Origin of the sequence: Sphingopyxis granuli NBRC 100800, assembly GCF_001591045.1 — a bacterium.
In the GTDB taxonomy this organism is placed as follows: Bacteria; Pseudomonadota; Alphaproteobacteria; order Sphingomonadales; family Sphingomonadaceae; genus Sphingopyxis; species Sphingopyxis granuli.
Genome location: NZ_BCUA01000010.1, coordinates 42,086 through 60,315, shown reverse-complemented (window position 1 = coordinate 60,315; position 18,230 = coordinate 42,086). Strand labels below are relative to the sequence as shown.

At 62.6% G+C, this 18,230-nt stretch carries 12 protein-coding genes; 4 read left to right on the top strand and 8 right to left on the bottom strand.

Going from position 1 to position 18,230, the window contains the following annotated elements:
- Window positions 1-271: 271 nt before the first annotated feature.
- Window positions 272-568 (bottom strand): hypothetical protein, encoded by a 297-nt coding sequence (locus SGR02S_RS04315; RefSeq protein ID WP_067106020.1) that lies wholly within the window; start codon window positions 566-568, stop codon window positions 272-274.
- Between the two features lie 88 nt (window positions 569-656).
- On the opposite strand from SGR02S_RS04315, the gene SGR02S_RS04310 reads away from it, so the two are divergent.
- Window positions 657-896: a helix-turn-helix domain-containing protein gene (locus SGR02S_RS04310; RefSeq protein ID WP_067106018.1), complete on the top strand. Its 240-nt coding sequence runs from the start codon at window positions 657-659 to the stop codon at window positions 894-896.
- A gap of 118 nt (window positions 897-1,014) precedes the next feature.
- On the opposite strand, the gene SGR02S_RS04305 is transcribed toward SGR02S_RS04310, so the two are convergent.
- The 5 genes from SGR02S_RS04305 to SGR02S_RS04285 form a co-directional block, all read right to left on the bottom strand.
- Complete coding sequence (locus SGR02S_RS04305) at window positions 1,015-1,821, bottom strand: helix-turn-helix transcriptional regulator (RefSeq protein WP_067106016.1); 807 nt, start codon at window positions 1,819-1,821, stop codon at window positions 1,015-1,017.
- Between the two features lie 236 nt (window positions 1,822-2,057).
- Entirely contained in the window at window positions 2,058-5,387 is a 3,330-nt protein-coding gene (locus tag SGR02S_RS04300) for a TonB-dependent receptor (RefSeq protein ID WP_067106014.1), read from the bottom strand.
- A gap of 78 nt (window positions 5,388-5,465) precedes the next feature.
- Window positions 5,466-6,470: a FecR family protein gene (locus SGR02S_RS04295; protein WP_067106012.1), complete on the bottom strand. Its 1,005-nt coding sequence runs from the start codon at window positions 6,468-6,470 to the stop codon at window positions 5,466-5,468.
- A 5-nt stretch (window positions 6,471-6,475) separates the two neighbouring features.
- Window positions 6,476-6,982, bottom strand: a complete 507-nt coding sequence (locus tag SGR02S_RS04290) for an RNA polymerase sigma factor (protein ID WP_067106010.1) — start codon at window positions 6,980-6,982, stop codon at window positions 6,476-6,478.
- 623 nt (window positions 6,983-7,605) lie between these two features.
- Window positions 7,606-9,873, bottom strand: coding sequence for an FdhF/YdeP family oxidoreductase (locus SGR02S_RS04285; protein ID WP_067106007.1), 2,268 nt, complete (start codon window positions 9,871-9,873; stop codon window positions 7,606-7,608).
- Between SGR02S_RS04285 and fdhD the strand changes: the two genes are divergently transcribed.
- Window positions 9,872-10,840 (top strand): formate dehydrogenase accessory sulfurtransferase FdhD, encoded by a 969-nt coding sequence (fdhD, locus tag SGR02S_RS04280; RefSeq protein ID WP_255211381.1) that lies wholly within the window; start codon window positions 9,872-9,874, stop codon window positions 10,838-10,840. The genes SGR02S_RS04285 and fdhD overlap by 2 nt on opposite strands.
- 21 nt (window positions 10,841-10,861) lie before the next feature.
- Here the strand turns inward: fdhD and SGR02S_RS04275 are convergent, their stop codons facing one another.
- On the bottom strand, window positions 10,862-12,196 hold the full coding sequence (locus SGR02S_RS04275) for an ATP-binding protein (protein ID WP_067106005.1): 1,335 nt from the start codon (window positions 12,194-12,196) through the stop codon (window positions 10,862-10,864).
- A 2-nt stretch (window positions 12,197-12,198) separates the two neighbouring features.
- Complete coding sequence (locus SGR02S_RS04270; RefSeq protein ID WP_255211380.1) at window positions 12,199-12,957, bottom strand: response regulator transcription factor; 759 nt, start codon at window positions 12,955-12,957, stop codon at window positions 12,199-12,201.
- A 110-nt stretch (window positions 12,958-13,067) separates the two neighbouring features.
- On the opposite strand from SGR02S_RS04270, the gene SGR02S_RS04265 reads away from it, so the two are divergent.
- Window positions 13,068-15,437 (top strand): TonB-dependent receptor domain-containing protein, encoded by a 2,370-nt coding sequence (locus SGR02S_RS04265; RefSeq protein ID WP_067106001.1) that lies wholly within the window; start codon window positions 13,068-13,070, stop codon window positions 15,435-15,437.
- Between the two features lie 468 nt (window positions 15,438-15,905).
- The gene (locus SGR02S_RS04260; protein ID WP_067105999.1) at window positions 15,906-18,209 is read left to right on the top strand and encodes a TonB-dependent receptor; all 2,304 of its coding nucleotides are present in this window, start codon (window positions 15,906-15,908) and stop codon (window positions 18,207-18,209) included.
- Window positions 18,210-18,230: the final 21 nt, after the last annotated feature.

Here is an 18,230-nt window from a genome sequence, read left to right as displayed (position 1 = left end):
AGCCCCGTGTGCCTATGGGCGGCATAGTGCGGAGAAGGGTTTGGGATTTCCAATGCGAAGTTGATATTTCCCTATATCAGATTCGAATTTCATGTAGAGCGGTGGGTCGCGAAAAGGATTCTCGCTTTCAGGTGCATCCGAGTCGGTTAAATCAAACTTCATTCGCCGGTCTGTGCGTTAACGTACGACCGCTTTTGGGCATCGCCTAATGGCGGCCAGAATGGCGACAAGGAGGCGCAAACCCGACAAAGAATCGTCGCGCTTGGTCAGCTCAACCCCTGCACCGTTCCCCGTCACCCCCGAGGAACAGCGGCAGCCCTTCCGTGGTGATCCAGCGCGCCCGCGCAACGTGGGCGTCCCAGCAGCGGCGGGCGGCTGCTTCATCCTTGTCGGGGTCGCAGCCCAGAATGATGCTGCTTGCCTCGCGCCAGTCGCGGCCGTCGATGATGTCCCGCCCCTCGGCAACATCGAGAACGCGCGCATAGGTCAGGATATTGGCGCGATCATAGGGTAAGACGGTGTCGGGGAAATCGAGGTTTTCGGGGCGTGGTGGCGGTGTCACGGTCATATCCAGCGCTCCCGACAGTTCGTGTAATCCCAATATGGGATAATCCCAAAACCGACGCAAGGAAAGACCTCCTTTTGTCGGTTCTTTCATGGCTCGGTCGCTTCGCACTCCCAAACATCGCCAGCTCCAATCCGGCCTTGCCGACGCGCGCAAGGCAGCGGGGCTGACGCAGGTGCAATTGGCGGAGAGATTGGGTCGGCCGCAATCCTTCGTCGCCAAATATGAGGTCGGCGAACGCCGCATCGACGTCGTCGAGTTCTGCGAGATCGCCGATGCGCTGAAGCTGGATGCCAGCGCGTTGCTGTCGTCCATATTCGCCGACCGTTAGAGCCCCGTCACCAACAGCAATTCGGAAGGCCGCCGCCCGCCCCCAAAAGGCAGGGGCGGCGGCAAGCCGATGCCGGTCGCGGATTCGCGAACGGGCGTTCACATCGCAAAGGGAATGTCTAGGTCGCCAGATGGCGGTATTGACGCGGGGAGATTTCGTGGAGGCCGATTTCTCCGTCCAGCACGGCGGCGATGACGAGTTGGGTGCGGTTGTGGACCTCGTAACGGCCGCAGGCGGCTTCGATGTAGGTTTTGATCGTCGCGGGGGTCAGGCCGAGGATGGTGGCGATGTCGGTGTTGCTCTTGCCCTGGGCGGCGAGGATCGCGCATTCGCGTTGGCGGGGTTGCAGGCCGGGGGTGCGGATCGGGCGCGGACGGCGGCCGATGATGCGGCGGGCTTTCTGGAAGGCGAAGCCGCCGACCATCTGAGCGACGGCGATGTGGCGCTGCGTCAGGTCGGGGATACGCGGGCTACAGAAGTTGCAGGAGCCGCTGCGCTCACCCAAGACGAAGGCGGGGACGGTGATGCCGTGGGTGACGCCGTGCCGCGCACCGCGTTCGAGGAAGCGGTGATGATGCGGCGCCAGTTCGATCAGGTCGGCCAGTTCGCACCATGCAAAACAGGCATTGGCCGCGATGCAGGCGTGAACGACGGGATCGTCGCGATGATAGAGGCCGCCGAAATAGGCCGCGGCATAGTCTGCCGGATAATTGTTCATGTTGATGAGGCCGGGCGAGCCGACGCGGTGATCGTCGTGATGGATCATCGCATAGTGGCGGAAGCCGAGTTCGTGGGCGGCGGCTTCGAGCAGCCGCTCGACGTCGGCGAGGCCCGCCGCCTGCTGGATTTCGGCGAGGAACGCCGACGCAAAGTTCAGCGCGCCCGCGTCCAGACCCTGGCTCGGCAGAAAATCGCCGCCTTGCATCCTTTCACCTCCGGTTTGTCGTCGGGGCGGAGCATCATGTTGGCCGCCTTCGCTGCCGGACAAATGAGGCCGCCGCCCGGTGCCGGGACTGGCGGGACGGCGGCCGAGTTATCCCTCAGGGGAGAGAGAGTGCGAGAGACTGTTCCGCTAGGTCCAAAAAACCGGGCCGATGCTTGCCCGGGAGCAAGCGAGGCATCGACCCGAGTTTGTCCCCCAGTGGACTGGGCGGAGAGGACCTAGAACTTCTTCGCGATGCTGAATCCGATGATGCGCGGATCGAGCGTGAACACGTTGGTGGTCAGACCGCTGTCGTCGCTGTTCAGGAAGGCATCAGTGATCGGCGTCGAATTGAAGACATTCTTCACATAGGCCTCGATCGAAAGATCCTCGGGACCATCAACGCGAAGCGAGATGTTGAAGTTCGTCCAGTCGCGGAGGCGGTCATACGGATTGAGGTTGTATGCGCGCGCCCAGCTCTTCGCCTGCCAATAGCCATCACCGCGAATGGTGGCGCTCCAGTCACCGTCAAACGGGATGGTGTATTCTGCGCCGAGATTGACGGTCCAATGCGGTGAGTTGGGAAGTTCGTTCCCTGCCAGTTCGGTATAAAGTCCGGCTCCACCATTAAGCTCGGGATAGTTCGCGGGATCGTAGGTTTGGCCGGTCAGGGGGTCAATCAGGTCGCGACCGAACAGTCCGCCAAGCAGCCCGCCGACGCCCGTGCACATTTTCCAATTGCCCTGGATGCCATTGTTTCCATTAAGCCAGGCTTCCGCCATATGAGTCGGCACCACGCAGTTGGAAGGCAACTGTACCCATGGCTTGGTGACGGTGTAGTCTGGGTTTCCAAGCGTCCGGTTCATCGGATCGATCGATCTTTGCCCCTCGCCGATTTTTGTTTGGAGCCAGCCCACGTTTGCATTGAAACGCAGATTATCGACTGGTTCAAACTGGGCTGACAGCTCCGCGCCCCAAATTTTCGCATCGAAATTCTCGTTGACCGCTGTCCGATCGCGAATTTGGGACACTTGATAGTTCGAATAGTCGTAGAAGAATGCGCTGCCATTCAACGTCAGGCGGCCGCCCATCAAGGTATTCTTCATGCCGATCTCGAAGGCGTTCACGAATTCGGGATCAAATGTGGCACTGTAATTTACACCGGTCAGGTTCAAGAGTGGGAAGAATCCGGAACCAAACGTCGTGTAAAAATCGACCTGAGGTTGGGTCAGAAATCCACCTTCGATCAACTGCTCGGGTGTTGCGAACCCTGGCGTCGGTGGATTGATGCCACCGGCCTTATAGCCGCGGCTATAAGTGGCATACATAAGCGTGTGATCGGTAAATCCAAGGTCCGGCTGCCAGTCGAGGCCGAAGCGACCGGTAAACTCGCCCCAGGACTGTTTGATCGTGCCCGTGGACGGATAACCCTTTCCGACGAAGCCTCCGCCAGCATAGGTTGGCGTAAGCAAAAGCTGGCTCGGGACGACGGTGAACGTTTTCTTATCTCGGGTGTAGCGCAGCCCAGCGGTGAGCTTGAGATCGGGAGTGATATTGTAATAAGCCTCGCCGAACGCCGCCCAGCTCTTCAGCTCGTAAGGGTTGGAACTGCGAAAATAATTATGCCCTTCCCCGTCGATGTCCTCGACCGGATTTGGGTCAATGTAAGGGCAGTAGGAAACCCCCGTTGGCCCAGCCGGAAATGCGGGCGCCCACGCGACTGCATCACATGAATCCTGCGTGCCAGTGTAATTGAACGGAGGCATCATGGCGATGGCGGTGAGCACGTTGCTCATGACGTAATAGTCATTCTGCGTCGTGAATTTGGCGTAATTTCCACCAATGCTGAAGTTGAAAGGACCGGAAGATTCCGACTGCAGCCTGACTTCCTGCGTAAATTGTTTCGATTCAGAAGAAGAAACGTCAAATGCAGCGAGAGAGCTGGTGCAACCGATCTGGGGATCGCAAAAAATGCCGCCAGGTGCCAAATTTGTCCAAACATTAGGGTTGCCCAGGAAATCAACGAAATCTGACGTATCATTGAAGATAGGCACAGTGTTAAATCTATTGAAATCTTGGAAGCTATATACTTTATCTTTGTTGAAGGCGGTCTGGGAAGACAGCGTCAGGCTATCCGAAAGATCGACGTCCAAGTTAAATTCGAGAATGTCGGACTTCGCACGATAGCGCGGATCCCGAATGGACGCGATTTCGCGGAGGTCCCGCGACTGCATTAACCCGCCATAAGGATCGACGAGTGGGTTGATCAGATACCCTTTTTGGCCATTGGCAGTGTTGCCAATCCCGAACATTTCCGTCGCTGTCATCAAGCCGGAAATATATGACAAACCCAAGCCGTTTGGCGTCCCATATGCCTCGTCGTCGTACAGGCTGCCTGCTTTACATCCGGTGCTGAACATCGCGGCGCGGAGCTCTTGGACGGGGGCAAAAAATGAGCCGGGATTGGCTTCGCGCGTGGGGGTCGAGCCAATCATCGTAGGACTATCATCCCGGTGGCAAAGCTGCTTGCCAGTTCGCGACCGGTTGTCGTTTTCGCTAAAACGCTCCCAGATCAAATTTGCGCGGAGCCATGGCGCCGGCTCGAACCCCACCGTGGTGCGCAAAGACCAAAGGTCGCGGCCATTGATCTGGTTCTTCGTAATAGAGTTGTAATCATAGCCATCGCGCTGCGTCATCGCGCCAGCGACGCGCACCCCTAACACATCGGGAACTAGGGGGACGTTCAACATCGCCGTAATGCGGCGACTGTCGAAATTGCCGACCTCGCCCTTGATGCTTCCTTCAAATGCACCGAGTTTCGGTTTAGCCGAAATGAGGTTGAGAACGCCGCCGGTGGCATTACGTCCGTATAGCGTCCCTTGTGGCCCGCGGAGGATCTCGATCCGCTCGACGTCAAAGAACTCCTGCTCGAAAAAGCGATTGTTGATCAGGCCGATATTGTTGAAGCTAACAGCGACGCCCGGGTCAGTGGAAGCCGATATCGCCTTGGTGCCGATGCCGCGGATCGACAAATTGTAACTGGTGAAGTTGGACTTGCTGAACGTCAGGTTCGGCACGGCCCGCATGATATCGGAACCGCTCTCGATTTTCTGCTCCTCAAGGTTCTTCTGCGACAGCGCGGTGATCGCGATCGGCACATCCTGCGCCGATTCCACCCGCTTCTGCGCGGTGACGACGATTTCATCGGCGACGTAGGCGGCCCCCGACGCCTCATTTGCGCGTGGCGGGTGGATCAGGAACAAGCCCGACTGCCCGCGTTCCACGATCAGCCCGGACCCCCGGAGCAGGGCGTCGAGCGCCGCCTGCGCGGAATAGCTGCCCTTCAGGGCCGGCGCCGTCTTGCCGCGCGCATCGCGCGAATTGAACACCACTTGCTGGCCCGACACGCGGGCAAATGTTTTTAGCGCGGAGTCGAGATCCTGTGCCGGAATGTCAAAGCTGTAGACCTGCTCCTGCGCACAGGCCGGCTGAATTGCCGCGACCGTCGCCAGCGAAACCGCAAGCGCGCGCAGCGCCAGCGAATGCGTATAGAAACCCCGTCGTGCCATTACTGTCCTCCCCCATGTTCGGCTTTGCGCCGTCTCAGGGTAAAACGTGTCACCTCGCCGCAGGGATAGCGCGCGCCCTCACTTTTTTTCAGGCAAGCTTTTCAGGGTGATTTGGCCGGGCGAATATTCGGCGCGCACCGGGTTCATCCCCGTCACGCCTTCGACAAACGCCGCGGTGTCGCCCGCCGTGAACACACCGTTGACCCGGACATTCGCCACCTTTGCATCGCCGAGCACCAGTTTGCGGTTGGAATAGCGGTTCATCCGCGCTGCGGCGAGCGCCAGCGGCTCGTCGCCGAAACTCAACTGCCCCGATTCCCATGATGTCGATCGTTGCGGATCGAAGGAAACCAGCGTCGGCGGCGTGCCCGCGCCGATCGGGGCGATCATCTCCTGTCCCGGCTCCAGTTGCAGTTCCTTTCCGGCCGGCGCCGGCGCGGTGCGGTCGAGCACCGATACCCGCCCATGATAGAGCAGGACGCGCACTTCCTTGCCGACCATCTCAACGCTGAACGAAGTTCCGGTCGCCACCACCATCTTGTCGCCCGCGACGACGGTGAAGGGACGCAAGGGGTCCTTCGCCACATCGAACTTTGCGCGGCCGCGAACCAGGGTCAGCTCGCGTTGCTTGTCGCCCATGCCGACTTCGACCAGACTGTCGGCGTCGAGCGATAGTCTGGATTGATCGCTCAGCAGCGCAACGCGGCGTTCGCCGACCTCGGTCTGATAGGGCCGGGTGGAATCGCCCAGCATGAACATCGTCGTCACCGCCAACACCAGCGCCGCCGCGATCCCGCCGGCCCAATAGGAACGGGAACCAAGGCGCCGTGTCCAACGGCGGCGATTGACGTTGCGGTAGCTTTCCAGCGCGACGCTCCGCATCCCGATCGCTTCGGGAAGGCGGCCCGCGCTGTCGGCCGTTTTCCATGTGCGAACGACGGCCTGAAACGCGGCAGCATTCCGGTCATCACCCAGCCAGCGGTCGAAGGCTTCGCGCTCGCCGGGCGGCAATTGCCCTTCGGCGAGGCTCATGCACCAGAGCGCCGCTTCTTCGTGACGGTCGGGCTGGATATCGTCTTGCACGGCCCTCATTGCGCACCCTGCATCTGTTTGGTCAACAGCGCGGTCGCCTTGGCGATCTGTTGCTTTACCGCGCTTGTTGAGATGCCGAAGGTTGCGGCGATGTCGTCCTGACTCAGATGTTCGAGCCGATAGAGGATGAACATGGTGCGGGTACGCTCCGGCAAAGTCGCGAGGGCGGATAGGAAAACCGCCATCTCCTCGCGGCTGGCGGTGATGGTGTGCGGATCGAGGACGTCGAATTCCCGCTCCGGTTCGGTAAGCGCGGTTTCGCGATAGCGCTGACGCACAACGAGTTTGCGGACGCGATCTACCAACAAATTCTGCGCGGTGCGAAAAACGTAGACATCGGGTTGATCCGTCGTTCCTTTTCCGACCAGCAGTCTGGCGAAGACCTCCTGCGTCAAATCCTCCGCTTCAGCGTAGCTTTGAACACGGCGCAGGAAAAAGGCCATCAGCGCCGGCCTCCAGCGCTGATCCAGTTGATTGCCGGATTGTCCCTCGTCGGGCGGCAAATTCTCGTCCCTTCGTTGTTCCGATTAGAAAAACGTATGACGCGGCTGTGGGTCTAGGGAGAATTTTTGTCGGGGGCCAGAAAATCGACGCGAGCTGACGGGCGGCAGGCGGAAAGGTCATTCAAGAGGCTGCGATGCTACGCATCGAGCCAACAATCTGGATATACACACACACACACATACACACACACCCCTCACGCACGGGTGCATGGCGATTTTCCGCCGCGTTTCGAGGGTGCGATTAGACCGCTCTTGGAAATTTCGATCATAAAACCCACACAGTTCCACTGTTCTTCGAGAGTGCTATCCGCATCCTCGCCCTTTTCGCGTGGGGCTGGCGGCGCCAAGGGAAGGCACGGATTTCATTGAAAGGGATAATAAGATCATGCGAGACAGTAATTTATGGCGAACCGCCGCGCTGACTGTCTTTATCCACTTTCGTTCGTGTCCATCCAATAGGTGGTGAGGGTATGAGTGGGGGTATTGATAAATTATTTGACGATAATTTCATGTAATTATGATTTATATCAATACTTTAATGAAAATAGGTTAGAATCCTCGCGGGGCCCGCTGCAGAATCGGGCGTCGCGGTCGCCATGGGAATCTCCTGCCGGTGCGGAGGTTCAGGCGGGCACCACGCGGACCGGAATCGATTTGGCCGCTGGCGTGCCGCTCATCCGGTCGTAATGGTCGAGCGGCAGCAGCGGATTGAGTTCGGGGTAATAGCCTGCGACCGCGCCGCGCGGCATCGGATAGTCGATGATCGTGAGCGCATCGACCCGCCGCCGGACCGCGTCGGTGCTGATCGTTTCAAGCGCGACGGTCGCGCCCTTTTCCAGCCCGCGCGCGATGCGGTCGTCCGCGTTCATGAACAGGATCATGCGATCGTTGTAGACGCCGCGATAGCGGTCGCTGTAGCTGTAGATCGTCGTGTTGAACTGATCGTGCGAACGCACCGTCGCCAGCCTCAGCATCGCGGGGTCGTCGACCCGCGCGTCGACTTCCAGACCCGGCAGCAGCAGGAAATTCGCCTTGCCGTTCGGGGTCGGCCAGACCAGCCGCCGCGGCGGGATGTCGAGATGGAATCCCTTCGGGTCCCGGATCCGCGCCGGGAAGTCGGCGTAGATTTCGGGATAGACGTCGGCGATCCGGTCACGGATGAGGCCATAGTCGTGGATATAGGATTCCCAGGGAATCCGGCTGTCGGGAAGCGTCGCCATCGCGATGCGGCAGACGATCTCCACCTCGGACTTCAGATGTTCGCTCGCGGGCTCCAGCACGCCGCGCGACGCCGTGACGTTCGACATCGAATCCTCGATCGTGACGAACTGCTCGCCCGCCGCCGTCTCGATCCGTTCGGAGCGTGCGATCACCGGCAGGATGAGCGCGTCGCGGCCATGGACGAGGTGGCCGCGGTTGAGCTTGGTGGCGATGCCGACGGTCAGCGCCAGCCCGCGCATCGCCGAATAGGCCAGATCGGTATCGGGCACGGCGCGGACAAAATTGCCGCCCATGCCGATGAAGACCTTCGCGGTGCCCTTCAGCATCGCCTCCACCGATTCGACGGTGTGGTGCCCATGCTCGCGCGGGGGTTCGAACCCGAAGACATCGCGCACGCGGTCGAGATAGGCCTGCGAGGGCCTTTCGTCGATGCCGACGGTCCGGTCGCCCTGGACGTTGGAATGGCCGCGGATGGGGGAGATTCCGGCGCCCGGCCGCCCGAAATTGCCCTTGAGGAGAAGGATGTTCGCGACCTGCTGGACGAGCTGCGAACCCAGTTGATGCTGAGTCAGTCCCATGCCGTAGCAGATGATGGTCGCCTTCGAGCGGATGTAGATTTCGGCGCATCGCCGGATCTGGGCTTCCTCGACGCCGGAATGGGCGACGATGTCGGCCCAGTCGAGCGCCATCACCTCGTCGCGCACCGCCTCCAGGCCCGACGTATGCTCGGCGATGAAGGCGTGGTCGAGGACCGGCTCGCCCTGCGCCTCGCGCTCGAACATGACCTTCATCATGCCCTTGAGTATCGCCAGATCGCCGCCGATCCGGACGTGGACGAATTCGCTGGCGATCGGCGTCGAACCGAATGTGGCCATCTGGACGACGTCCTGCGGCTCGGTGAACTTGATGAGCGCGCGTTCGGGCATCGGATTGATCGCCACGATCGGGATGCCGCGTTTGCGCGCCTCGACCAGATTGGTCATCATGCGCGGCGAATTGGTGCCGGTATTCTGTCCGATGATGAAGATCGCCTCGGCATGCTCGAAATCCTCGAGCACGACCGTGCCCTTGCCGACCCCGATGGACGGCGGCAGGCCCCGGCTCGTCGGCTCGTGGCACATGTTCGAGCAGTCGGGAAAATTGTTGGTGCCGAACTGGCGCACGAAGATGGAATAAAGGAAGGCGGCCTCGTTGGGCGTTCGGCCGGACGTATAGAATTCCGCTTCATGCGGGCTGTCGAGCGCGCGCAGATGCTCGCCGATCAGCGCGAAGGCCTCGTCCCATGGGCAGGGCACATATCTGTCGCTCGCCGGATCGTACCGCATCGGCTCGGTGAGGCGTCCCTGCATTTCGAGCCAATAGTCGGATTTCTCCATGAGCGCGGTGACGCTGTGTTCGGCGAAGAACTCGCGCGTCACCCGGAACTTCGTGGCCTCATGCGCCAGCGCCTTCGCGCCGTTTTCGCAGAATTCCAGCGTCTTCTTGCAGTCGGCGTCGGGAAAGGCGCAGCTCGGGCATTTGAAGCCGCCCGGTTGATTCATGGCGAGCAACGCGCGCGACCCCTTGGTGACGACGCTCTGTTCGAGGAGCACCTTGGCGGTCGCCGCGGCCGCGCCCCAGCCTCCGGCCGGGCGGTCGTAGGGCTTGTAGCGCGGAGTGTCGTCAGCCATGATCAGCCATGTCCCATATGTCGGGGCAACTAAGCACGTCGGGCGCTCCTTTTCCACCGGCTATCGCATCCCGGTCTCGTGCGAGAATGGGGAAGCTGCGGCCGCGCGCGCCGAACCACGGCCGGTCCGCCAGACGATGCGTGAACGAGGTACGACGATCTTGCCCGAATTACGGACCATCGAACTTGCGGTGCGCCGGATCGGCCTGGCCGATCCGGGCGATTCCGAACTGCGGCGCAGCATTCCGATCGAGATGCCCGTCTCGATCGAGATTTGCGGAATCGGCTATGCGGTCATGATGGCGACGCCGTCCGATCTGCGGGATTACGCCCTCGGTTTCGCGCTCAGCGAGGGCATGATCGAGCGGATCGACCAGATTCTTTCGGTCGATGTTCACGCAGTCGAAGGGGGCATGGTCGCCCGCATCGCCTTGCCCGCCGAACATGCCGACCGGGCATTCGAGCGCGCACGGCTGCGCGTCACCGAAAGCAGTTGCGGCATCTGCGGGATGGAGAATATCGCCCAGGTCCTGAGGCCGCTGCCCGAGGTGAAGGCGCGGATCGCGACCGATCGCGGCGCGATCGCCCGCGCGCTGGCGGCGCTGCACGATCATCAGCCGCTGGGGCAGGCCACGGGCGCGGTGCACGCCGCGGCATTCTGTACGCCCGACGGCGCGATCCTGCGCGCCCGCGAGGATGTCGGGCGGCACAATGCGCTCGACAAGCTGATCGGGGCGCTCGCCGGCGAAGGCATCGACCCCGGCACCGGTTTCATCCTGCTCACCGCGCGTTGCAGCTACGAGCTGGTGGAAAAAACCGTTCGCGCCGGCTGCCCGGTGCTGGTCACCATCTCTGCGCCGACCAGCCTCGCGGTCGAACGCGCGGCGAAGGCGGGCCTGACGCTGGTTGCGCTCGCGCGGCCGGACGCGGCGCTCGTCGTCTGCGACCGTCACGGCAATATCGGATGACGATGCCGGAATCCGTCAGCCTCAAGCCCCTTCGGTGGAATTCGGAAAGGCCAGACGAGCCTTCAGGCCCCCGAGCGGACTGTCGGCGAGGATCAGCTTTCCGCCCATCGCGGCCATGGCGCGGTCGGCGGCCGCGAGGCCGAGACCGGCGCCGCCGGGCCGCTGCGCCGCTCCGACCTCCAGCCGCCGGAACGGCAGGATGGCTTCCGCACGCAGGTCGGGGGGAATGCCGGGTCCGTCGTCGTCGATGTCGATCGCTATGGATTCGGAGTCGGTGTGCATCGATACGTCGATCCGCCGCGCATGACGGCGGGCGTTGTCGATCAGGTTGGTGATCGCGCGCTTCATCGCCACCGGCCTCGCCATCGTCTCGAACCTGTCTGGCCCCTGATAGCGGATGTCGGCCCCCAGATCCGCGGCCGTGTCCACCGCGGTCGTCACGATGGCCGCAAGGTCGACGAGCCGGGGCGCTTCCTCATCGCCGCTGCGGAAATAGGATAGCGTCGACCCGATGAAATGTTCCATCTCGCGAAGGTCCACGGCCATCGCTTCGCGCGTCTCGGGGTCGTCGATCAGCGATGCGCGCAGATGCAGGCGCTGGATCGGCGTGCGCAGGTCGTGCGACACGGCGATCAGCGATTGCGTATGATCGTCCATCGTCCGGATCAGCCGCGCCTGCATCGCGGAAAAGGCGGCGGCGACGCGGCGGACCTCGGGCGGCCCGTCGATGCGGAAGGCGCCCGTGCGGCCGTGCCCGGTCGCGTCCGCGGCTTCGGCGAGATCGCGAAGCGGCCGAATGAGCGCGCGAACCATCAGAACCGCGACCAGCAGCACGCTCAGCGTCAGCAGCAGGTGCATCGCGACGACCATGTTCGGACGCGGCGGGGCGCCCAGAAAGGGGCTGATGCGGAACGTCACGAACGAACCGTCGGCAAGACGGCGCGCGCCGAGAAGGTCGCGCCGCCCCGGCGCGGTGGAGGGAATCAGCGTCAGCCGCAACTCGCCCGCGGCCAGGCTCGGTTCGCTGCGGGTCATCCGGTCGCGCATCGCGCCGAGCCGGACCGGCGCCGCGCCGATGTCGGTGATCACGGTCCGCGCCACCCAGTTGAGCGTCATGCCGTCGCCGGCGAGCGCATGCATCGCACGCCCCCGGTCGGGCACCGGCGCGGCGACCGCGACGCGCTCCGCCTCGACCAGCCGCGCGGCGATGCGGCGAACCTGGTCCGCCGAAACGAGTTCGGGTTCCTGCCAGCGGTGCAGCGCGATGTTGCCGAGCAGTTCGAGCAGCAGCGCCGCCGCCACGACGAGCGCGATCCGCCCGACCATCCCCATCGATCGCAGGTGCCGCATCGCCATCGTCAGTCGGCGCGGACGTCGACCGCGAGCATGTAGCCGCCGCCGCGGATCGTGCGGATGATCGGCCGCGATTTCCGTCCGTCCCCCAGCTTGCGGCGCAGGCGGCTGATCAGCACGTCGATGCTGCGGTCGTTCGGCGTGCCGATCCGGCTGCGCGTCATCTCGATCAGCCGTTCGCGGCCGATCATCCGCTGCGGATGGCGCAGGAGCGCCAGCAGCAGTTCATGCTCCGCCGCGGTCAGCTCGACCTCCGCGCCCGACGGCGAAATCAGCTCGCAGCGCCGCGAATGATAGCGCCAGCCGGCGAAGTCGAATTGCTCCGGCGCCGGAATGTCGAGCGGCACGTGTGGGTCGCTGATGCGGCGCAGCACCGCACGCACGCGTGCAAGGACCTCCGCCCGGCCGAACGGCTTGGCGATATAGTCGTCGGCGCCCATGTCCAGGCCCGTGACGCGGTCGCTTTCCTGTCCGCGGGCGCTGATCATGATGATCGGGACCTGGCTGCGCGCCCGCACCATGCGGCAGATGTCGAGGCCGCTTTCGCCCGGCAGCATGATGTCGAGCAGGACCAGATCGACCGGACGCTCGGTCATGGCGGCCTCCAGTTCGCGGCCGTCGGCGGCGCCGGTCACGTCGTAGCCGCATTCGCGCAGGATGCGGGCGAGCAGTGTGCGGACGCCCGCATCGTCGTCGACGATGACGATGTGGTGCGCGATAGCCGGTATCCGGACCGGCCGGTCGCCTGGCGCCAATTGTAACAAAGTGTTGCTCCTGCCTGTCATTCGCGCATTCCGGATTGACCGGACGCCCGCTTGGCATCAGGTCGCGCCCCGACATTCTTGCTAATTATTCGCAATATCGGGGGAATACAATGACCACTATTGTTCGCGCTCGCACGCTCCGCCTCGGCGAAGGCGCAGCCCTGTCCGTTCTGGCCGCGCTGATCGCCGTTCCGGCCGGCGCGGTCGAGGCGGACGATCAGTCCGACGCCATCGTCGTCACCGCGGCGGGCTTCGAGCAGAAGATCACCGATGCGCCCGCCAGCATCACCGTGGTGACCGAGGCGGAGCTGCGCCAGCGCCCCTACATCACGCTGATCGACGCGGTGCGCGACATCGAGGGGGTCGACGTCGGCGAGACGTCGGACAAGACCGGGCAGCGGACGATCAGCATCCGCGGCATGGGGTCCGACTATACGCTGATCATGATCGACGGTCGGCGTCAGAACAATCATGGCGACATCTACCCCAACAGCTTCGGCGGCAACCAGTTCAATCATATTCCGCCGCTCGACGCCATCGAACGGATCGAGGTCATTCGCGGCCCCGCCTCGACGCTCTATGGCGCCGACGCGCTGGGCGGGGTGATCAACATCATCACCAAGAAGGTTCTCGATCGCTGGAGCGGGTCGGCGACGATCGGCCGCAGCATCCAGGAGGATACGGCCTTCGGTGACGATATGACGTTCGACGCCAATCTCAGCGGCCCGGTGGTGCCCGGCGTCATCGGCCTGAAGCTGCGCGGCTCGATCTACAAGCGCTATCCGTCCGAGCCCGATTTTGCGCCGGCGGTCGACCCGGCCGGCGTATCGCACGTTCGCGGCCTGGGTTTCGGTACCGGCGGCAAGACGGTGAAGAACACCAACCGCAGCTATGGCGGCTCGATCAGCTTCACTCCGTCGCCCGACCACAGCTTCGTCTTCGACATCGATTATTCGAAGCAGGTCTATGACAACACGCCGATCGTCAATCCCGGCACCGGCGCGATCACCTATCCGCTCGGGACGCTCGACGGGATCGAGAGCATCTGGCGCGCGAGCGGCGGCGTCGTGCAGCCGCGCGTCGGCTATACCGAAGAACAGGTCTTCGACCGGCTCAACTGGGCCGTCACGCATCATGGCGACTGGGGCTTCGCGCGCAGCTTCGTCTCGCTCGCCTATGTGAAGACGAACAACAAGGGCCGCACCATGCCCTTCTCGGTCGCCGAGCGCCTGCTGCTGCAACAGATGTACAGCGGGACCGGCGCCTATGCCGGGCTGACGACTGCGCAGCGCCGCGCGCTTGCCGAATCCACCTTCCTGCCGCGCCCGCTTCGCACGCTGGAAAGTGCGCAATATACGCTCGACGCGCGCGTCGACATCCCGGTCGAGAATTTCGCCGGCCGGCATCATTTCGTGATCGGCGGCCAATATATCGACGGGGCGCTCGACGACGGGGTCTTCGGCCTCGAAGCATCGGTCGGCGGGATCGACGCCGTGCAGGACCACAAGATCTGGTCGCTGTTCGCCGAGGACAACTGGACCATCGTCGACGGGTTCACGGTCACCGGCGGGCTGCGCTACGACGACCATAATCTGTTCGGAGGGCATCTCAGCCCGCGCCTCTATGCCAACTTCGAGATCAACCCGACCCTGACGCTGAAGGGCGGGGTCAGCACGGGCTACAAGACGCCCAAGACCACCGATCTCTACGACGGCATTCGCGGTTTCGGCAGCCAGGGCACCAGTCCCTTCATCGGCAACCCCGATCTGAAGCCCGAGACCAGCGTCAACAGCGAGATCGCGCTCTACTGGAACCCGTCACCGCACAGCGGCATCAACGTCACGCTGTTCCACAACAAGTTCAAGGACAAGATCGCTTCGACAGTTGCCCAACCCTGCGCGGTGACCAATTTCGTGCGGCCCTGCGCCAATCTCGGCGACTATTGGGCCGTGCTGGGGCTCGGCGGCACGATCAGCGTGCCGATCAACATCGACAAGGCGCGCATCAAGGGCGCCGAGGTGGCGGGGCGCTACCAGTTCTTCCCCGGCCTCTCGATCCGCGCCAACTACACCTATACCGACAGCAAGCAGTTGACCGGCAATTCTGCGGGGCAGCCGCTGACCCAGACGGCAAAGCATATGGCCAATGCGACGCTCGACTGGCAGGTAGCGGATGGCCTGTCGGCGCAGCTTTCAGCCGAGCATCGCTCGCGTCGATATCGTGGTCTTGATGGGAGCGGCAATCATCTTTTCTACAAGAGCTATCAGGTGCTGAATCTGGGTGCGCAATATCGCATCAACGATCACCTGACCTTCGCCGCGCGCGTCAACAACCTGCTGGATCAGGACTTCCGCGCCTATGATGTCGATTTCGGTGTCCCGGATCCGGTGAGCGGTGCCTACTCGCCGACCTACGTTGATCACTACAACAACAAGGACAAGGCGCGCAGCTACTGGGTGAGCCTGAACGCGCGCTTCTAGGACAAGGGGGCCAGGTCCCCGTCGAGAGCAAGGCGAACGCTCCGCCGGTCGGCCGATTCCTTCCTGGGGATCGATCGACCGGCGGTTCTTGTTTGGGGCGTGCTCGTCCTTGAACGAAACATCTTCGTGTCCCCGCCTCCGCGGGAGCGCATGGTTGTCCGCCGTAACGATCACTCCTCGCTTTCGCGCTGGACCCGGAAGTCATTCAGTTCGCAGACCGCATCCGTGAGCAGGGTCCGCCCACCGATGCTTGGAGCGCAAGAAGCTCCGATTCCCGAACCACCCCCAATCCCCGATCGCGACGAATTCCCGGCCGCTCGCCTCATGATCGGCAGGGCTGCGAAGCGCAAAATCGCTCCACGAGAAATTTATTCACGCGCGTGATAGTGAATGTTGACTCATTCGAGAATGTGACGGATAAGAAGGACGGTTCGGCGGCAACGACCGCCAACGGGAGGGAGAGTTTGTATGAAGGCTCAGCTTTTCGCGTCCGCCTCGGCGGTCGCCCTGTTCGCGCTTCCGGTCTCGGCCATGGCGCAGGTCACGGAGGATGAGGCGCCGGCCGCTTCCTCCGCGCAAAGCAATCGCGGCGACAACGACATCATCGTCACGGCGACGCGCCGTACCGCGCGGCTTCAGGACGTGCCGCTCAGCGTCTCTGCCTTCGGGCAGGAGGAACTCGATGATCTGGGCATCGTCGGTTACGAGGGCATCGCCCAGAACACGCCCGGCATCGTCGTCAACCGGCCGACGCAGAATTTCAACAATTTCACCAGCCGCGGCATCAACACCAACGGTTACAGCGCCGGCCTGCAGAGCGCGGTCGCCATCTATGTCGACGAACTGCCGATCTCGGCGAACGGCAACTCGACCATCCTCGATCCGAATCTCTACGACGTCGAACGCGTCGAATTCCTGCGCGGGCCGCAGGGGACGCTGTTCGGCTCCAACTCGCTCGCCGGCGCGATGCGGATCATCACCCGCAGTCCCAACCTCAGCAAGTTCGAGGGATCGGCGAGCGTCGACCTGGGCGTCGTCGGTTCGGGCTCGCTGCGCCAGCGCTACAATGCGATGGTCAACCTGCCGATCATGACCGACGAAATGGGTCTGCGCGTCTCGGGCTATTATCGGAACGAGGACGGCTGGGTCGACAATATCGGCACCGGTATCAAGGATTCGAACAGCCTCGAAGCCTTCGGCGGACGCGCGATCCTGCTAATGCGGCCGAGCGACCGGATGAAGGTGAAGCTGCTCGTCTCCTACGAGAACAGCAAGCCGGCCGATTCGGCGCTGACCAACCCCACCCTTGGCAAGTTCGTGCGCAACTCCGACCGTCCCGACCTGTTCCAGGGCAAGCTCACCAACTATAATATCACGGTCAATTACGAGTTCGATTTCGCCGAGCTGGTCAGTTCGACGACGCTGTCCGACTATGACGCGTCCTTCTATGTCGACCTCGCCGGAACTTTCGCACAGGCTTTTCCCTTCGCGCTCGACGCCTATGGCTATGACGATCTTTTCGTTCAGGAGACACGGCTGGTGTCGCGCCACAGCGGGCCGATCGAATGGGTTGCGGGCTTTTTCTACTACGACAAACGGCGGACCGTCGATTTCGCCTATCGCTCGTCACTCGAATTCATCGCCCAGCGCAATATCATCGGCATGGAAAATGAGTATTATCAGCGTTTCAACAGCTATACGGACCAGAGGGAGATCGCCGGCTTCGGCGAGGTGACGGCGCATCTCAGCGACAATTTCTGGGTCACCGGCGGGCTGCGCTATGGCAAGACGGACGTCCAGACCTTCACCCGGGGCGGCGGCTATAATTATGTCGTCGCTGCGCTTCCGCAGTTCGGCTATCTGGCGGTCGGCGCCACGCCCGGCTGGAACAATGTCGTCATGCGCAGGGACCCGATTCCCTACGCCGAAGGGCTGAAAGTGTCCGACGACCGCCTGTCGTGGAAGGCCAGCGTCTCGTGGAAACCAGTGCCCGAACTGACCGCCTATGCGACGGTTTCGACGGGTTTCCGTACCCCGGTGGTCAACGCGCGCGCGGGGCTGGTCAGCACGATCAACCCCAGCGACATCGTCATACCCGACGGCGCGAAGTCGGACAGCGTGACCAATTATGAGGTCGGGCTGAAGGGGCGCTGGCTGGGCGGCAATCTGACCGCCAATCTTGCGGGCTATTATATCGACTGGAAGAATATCCAGGTCCAGGCGAACCGCGTGTCGGATTCGATCCAGTTCGCGACCAACATCGGCGCTGCGGAAAGCTATGGCCTCGAGTTCGAAGTGATGGCGCGGCCGCTTTCGGGGCTGAGTCTCGTGCTCAACGGCTCGTTCAACGAGGCGAAGGTGACGAAGCTGTCCGCGATCGAGGCGGCGATCTCCGGTGCCGAGCTGGGCACCCGGCTTGCCTCGCCGCATTTCCAGGGATCGGGAACGCTGCGGTACGATTTCCCGATCGGCAACGGGAAAACCGCCTTCGGGTCGGTCAACGTATCGCACGCCGGGTCCTTCCCGAACCAGTTCCCGAACGTGCCGGGCAATCCCAACGCGGTCAGCCCGACGTATGACCATACCGAGGCGTGGACCAATGTGAACCTGTTCGCCGGGGCGAAGCTGGGGGCGCTGAATCTGACCGCCTATGTCGAGAATCTCTTCGACGACACATCGATCACCTATGTCCATCCCGAAGCCTTCCTCGACGGGCGCTACGCCCGCCTGCGGCCGCGCACGATCGGCGTCCGCGCCGACTATCGCTTCTGATCGGCGCCGGAAGAAGGAAGC

What these genes read in the sequence shown, in the direction of transcription:
- SGR02S_RS04315 (WP_067106020.1), bottom strand. Translation starts at nt 568, where the DNA reads ATGACCGTGACACCGCCACCACGCCCCGAAAACCTCGATTTCCCCGAC.
- SGR02S_RS04310 (WP_067106018.1), top strand. Translation starts at nt 657, where the DNA reads ATGGCTCGGTCGCTTCGCACTCCCAAACATCGCCAGCTCCAATCCGGC.
- SGR02S_RS04305 (WP_067106016.1), bottom strand. Translation starts at nt 1,821, where the DNA reads ATGCAAGGCGGCGATTTTCTGCCGAGCCAGGGTCTGGACGCGGGCGCG.
- SGR02S_RS04300 (WP_067106014.1), bottom strand. Translation starts at nt 5,387, where the DNA reads ATGGCACGACGGGGTTTCTATACGCATTCGCTGGCGCTGCGCGCGCTT.
- fdhD (WP_255211381.1), top strand. Translation starts at nt 9,872, where the DNA reads ATGATCAGCCATGTCCCATATGTCGGGGCAACTAAGCACGTCGGGCGC.
- SGR02S_RS04285 (WP_067106007.1), bottom strand. Translation starts at nt 9,873, where the DNA reads ATGGCTGACGACACTCCGCGCTACAAGCCCTACGACCGCCCGGCCGGA.
- SGR02S_RS04275 (WP_067106005.1), bottom strand. Translation starts at nt 12,196, where the DNA reads ATGGCGATGCGGCACCTGCGATCGATGGGGATGGTCGGGCGGATCGCG.
- SGR02S_RS04265 (WP_067106001.1), top strand. Translation starts at nt 13,068, where the DNA reads ATGACCACTATTGTTCGCGCTCGCACGCTCCGCCTCGGCGAAGGCGCA.
- SGR02S_RS04260 (WP_067105999.1), top strand. Translation starts at nt 15,906, where the DNA reads ATGAAGGCTCAGCTTTTCGCGTCCGCCTCGGCGGTCGCCCTGTTCGCG.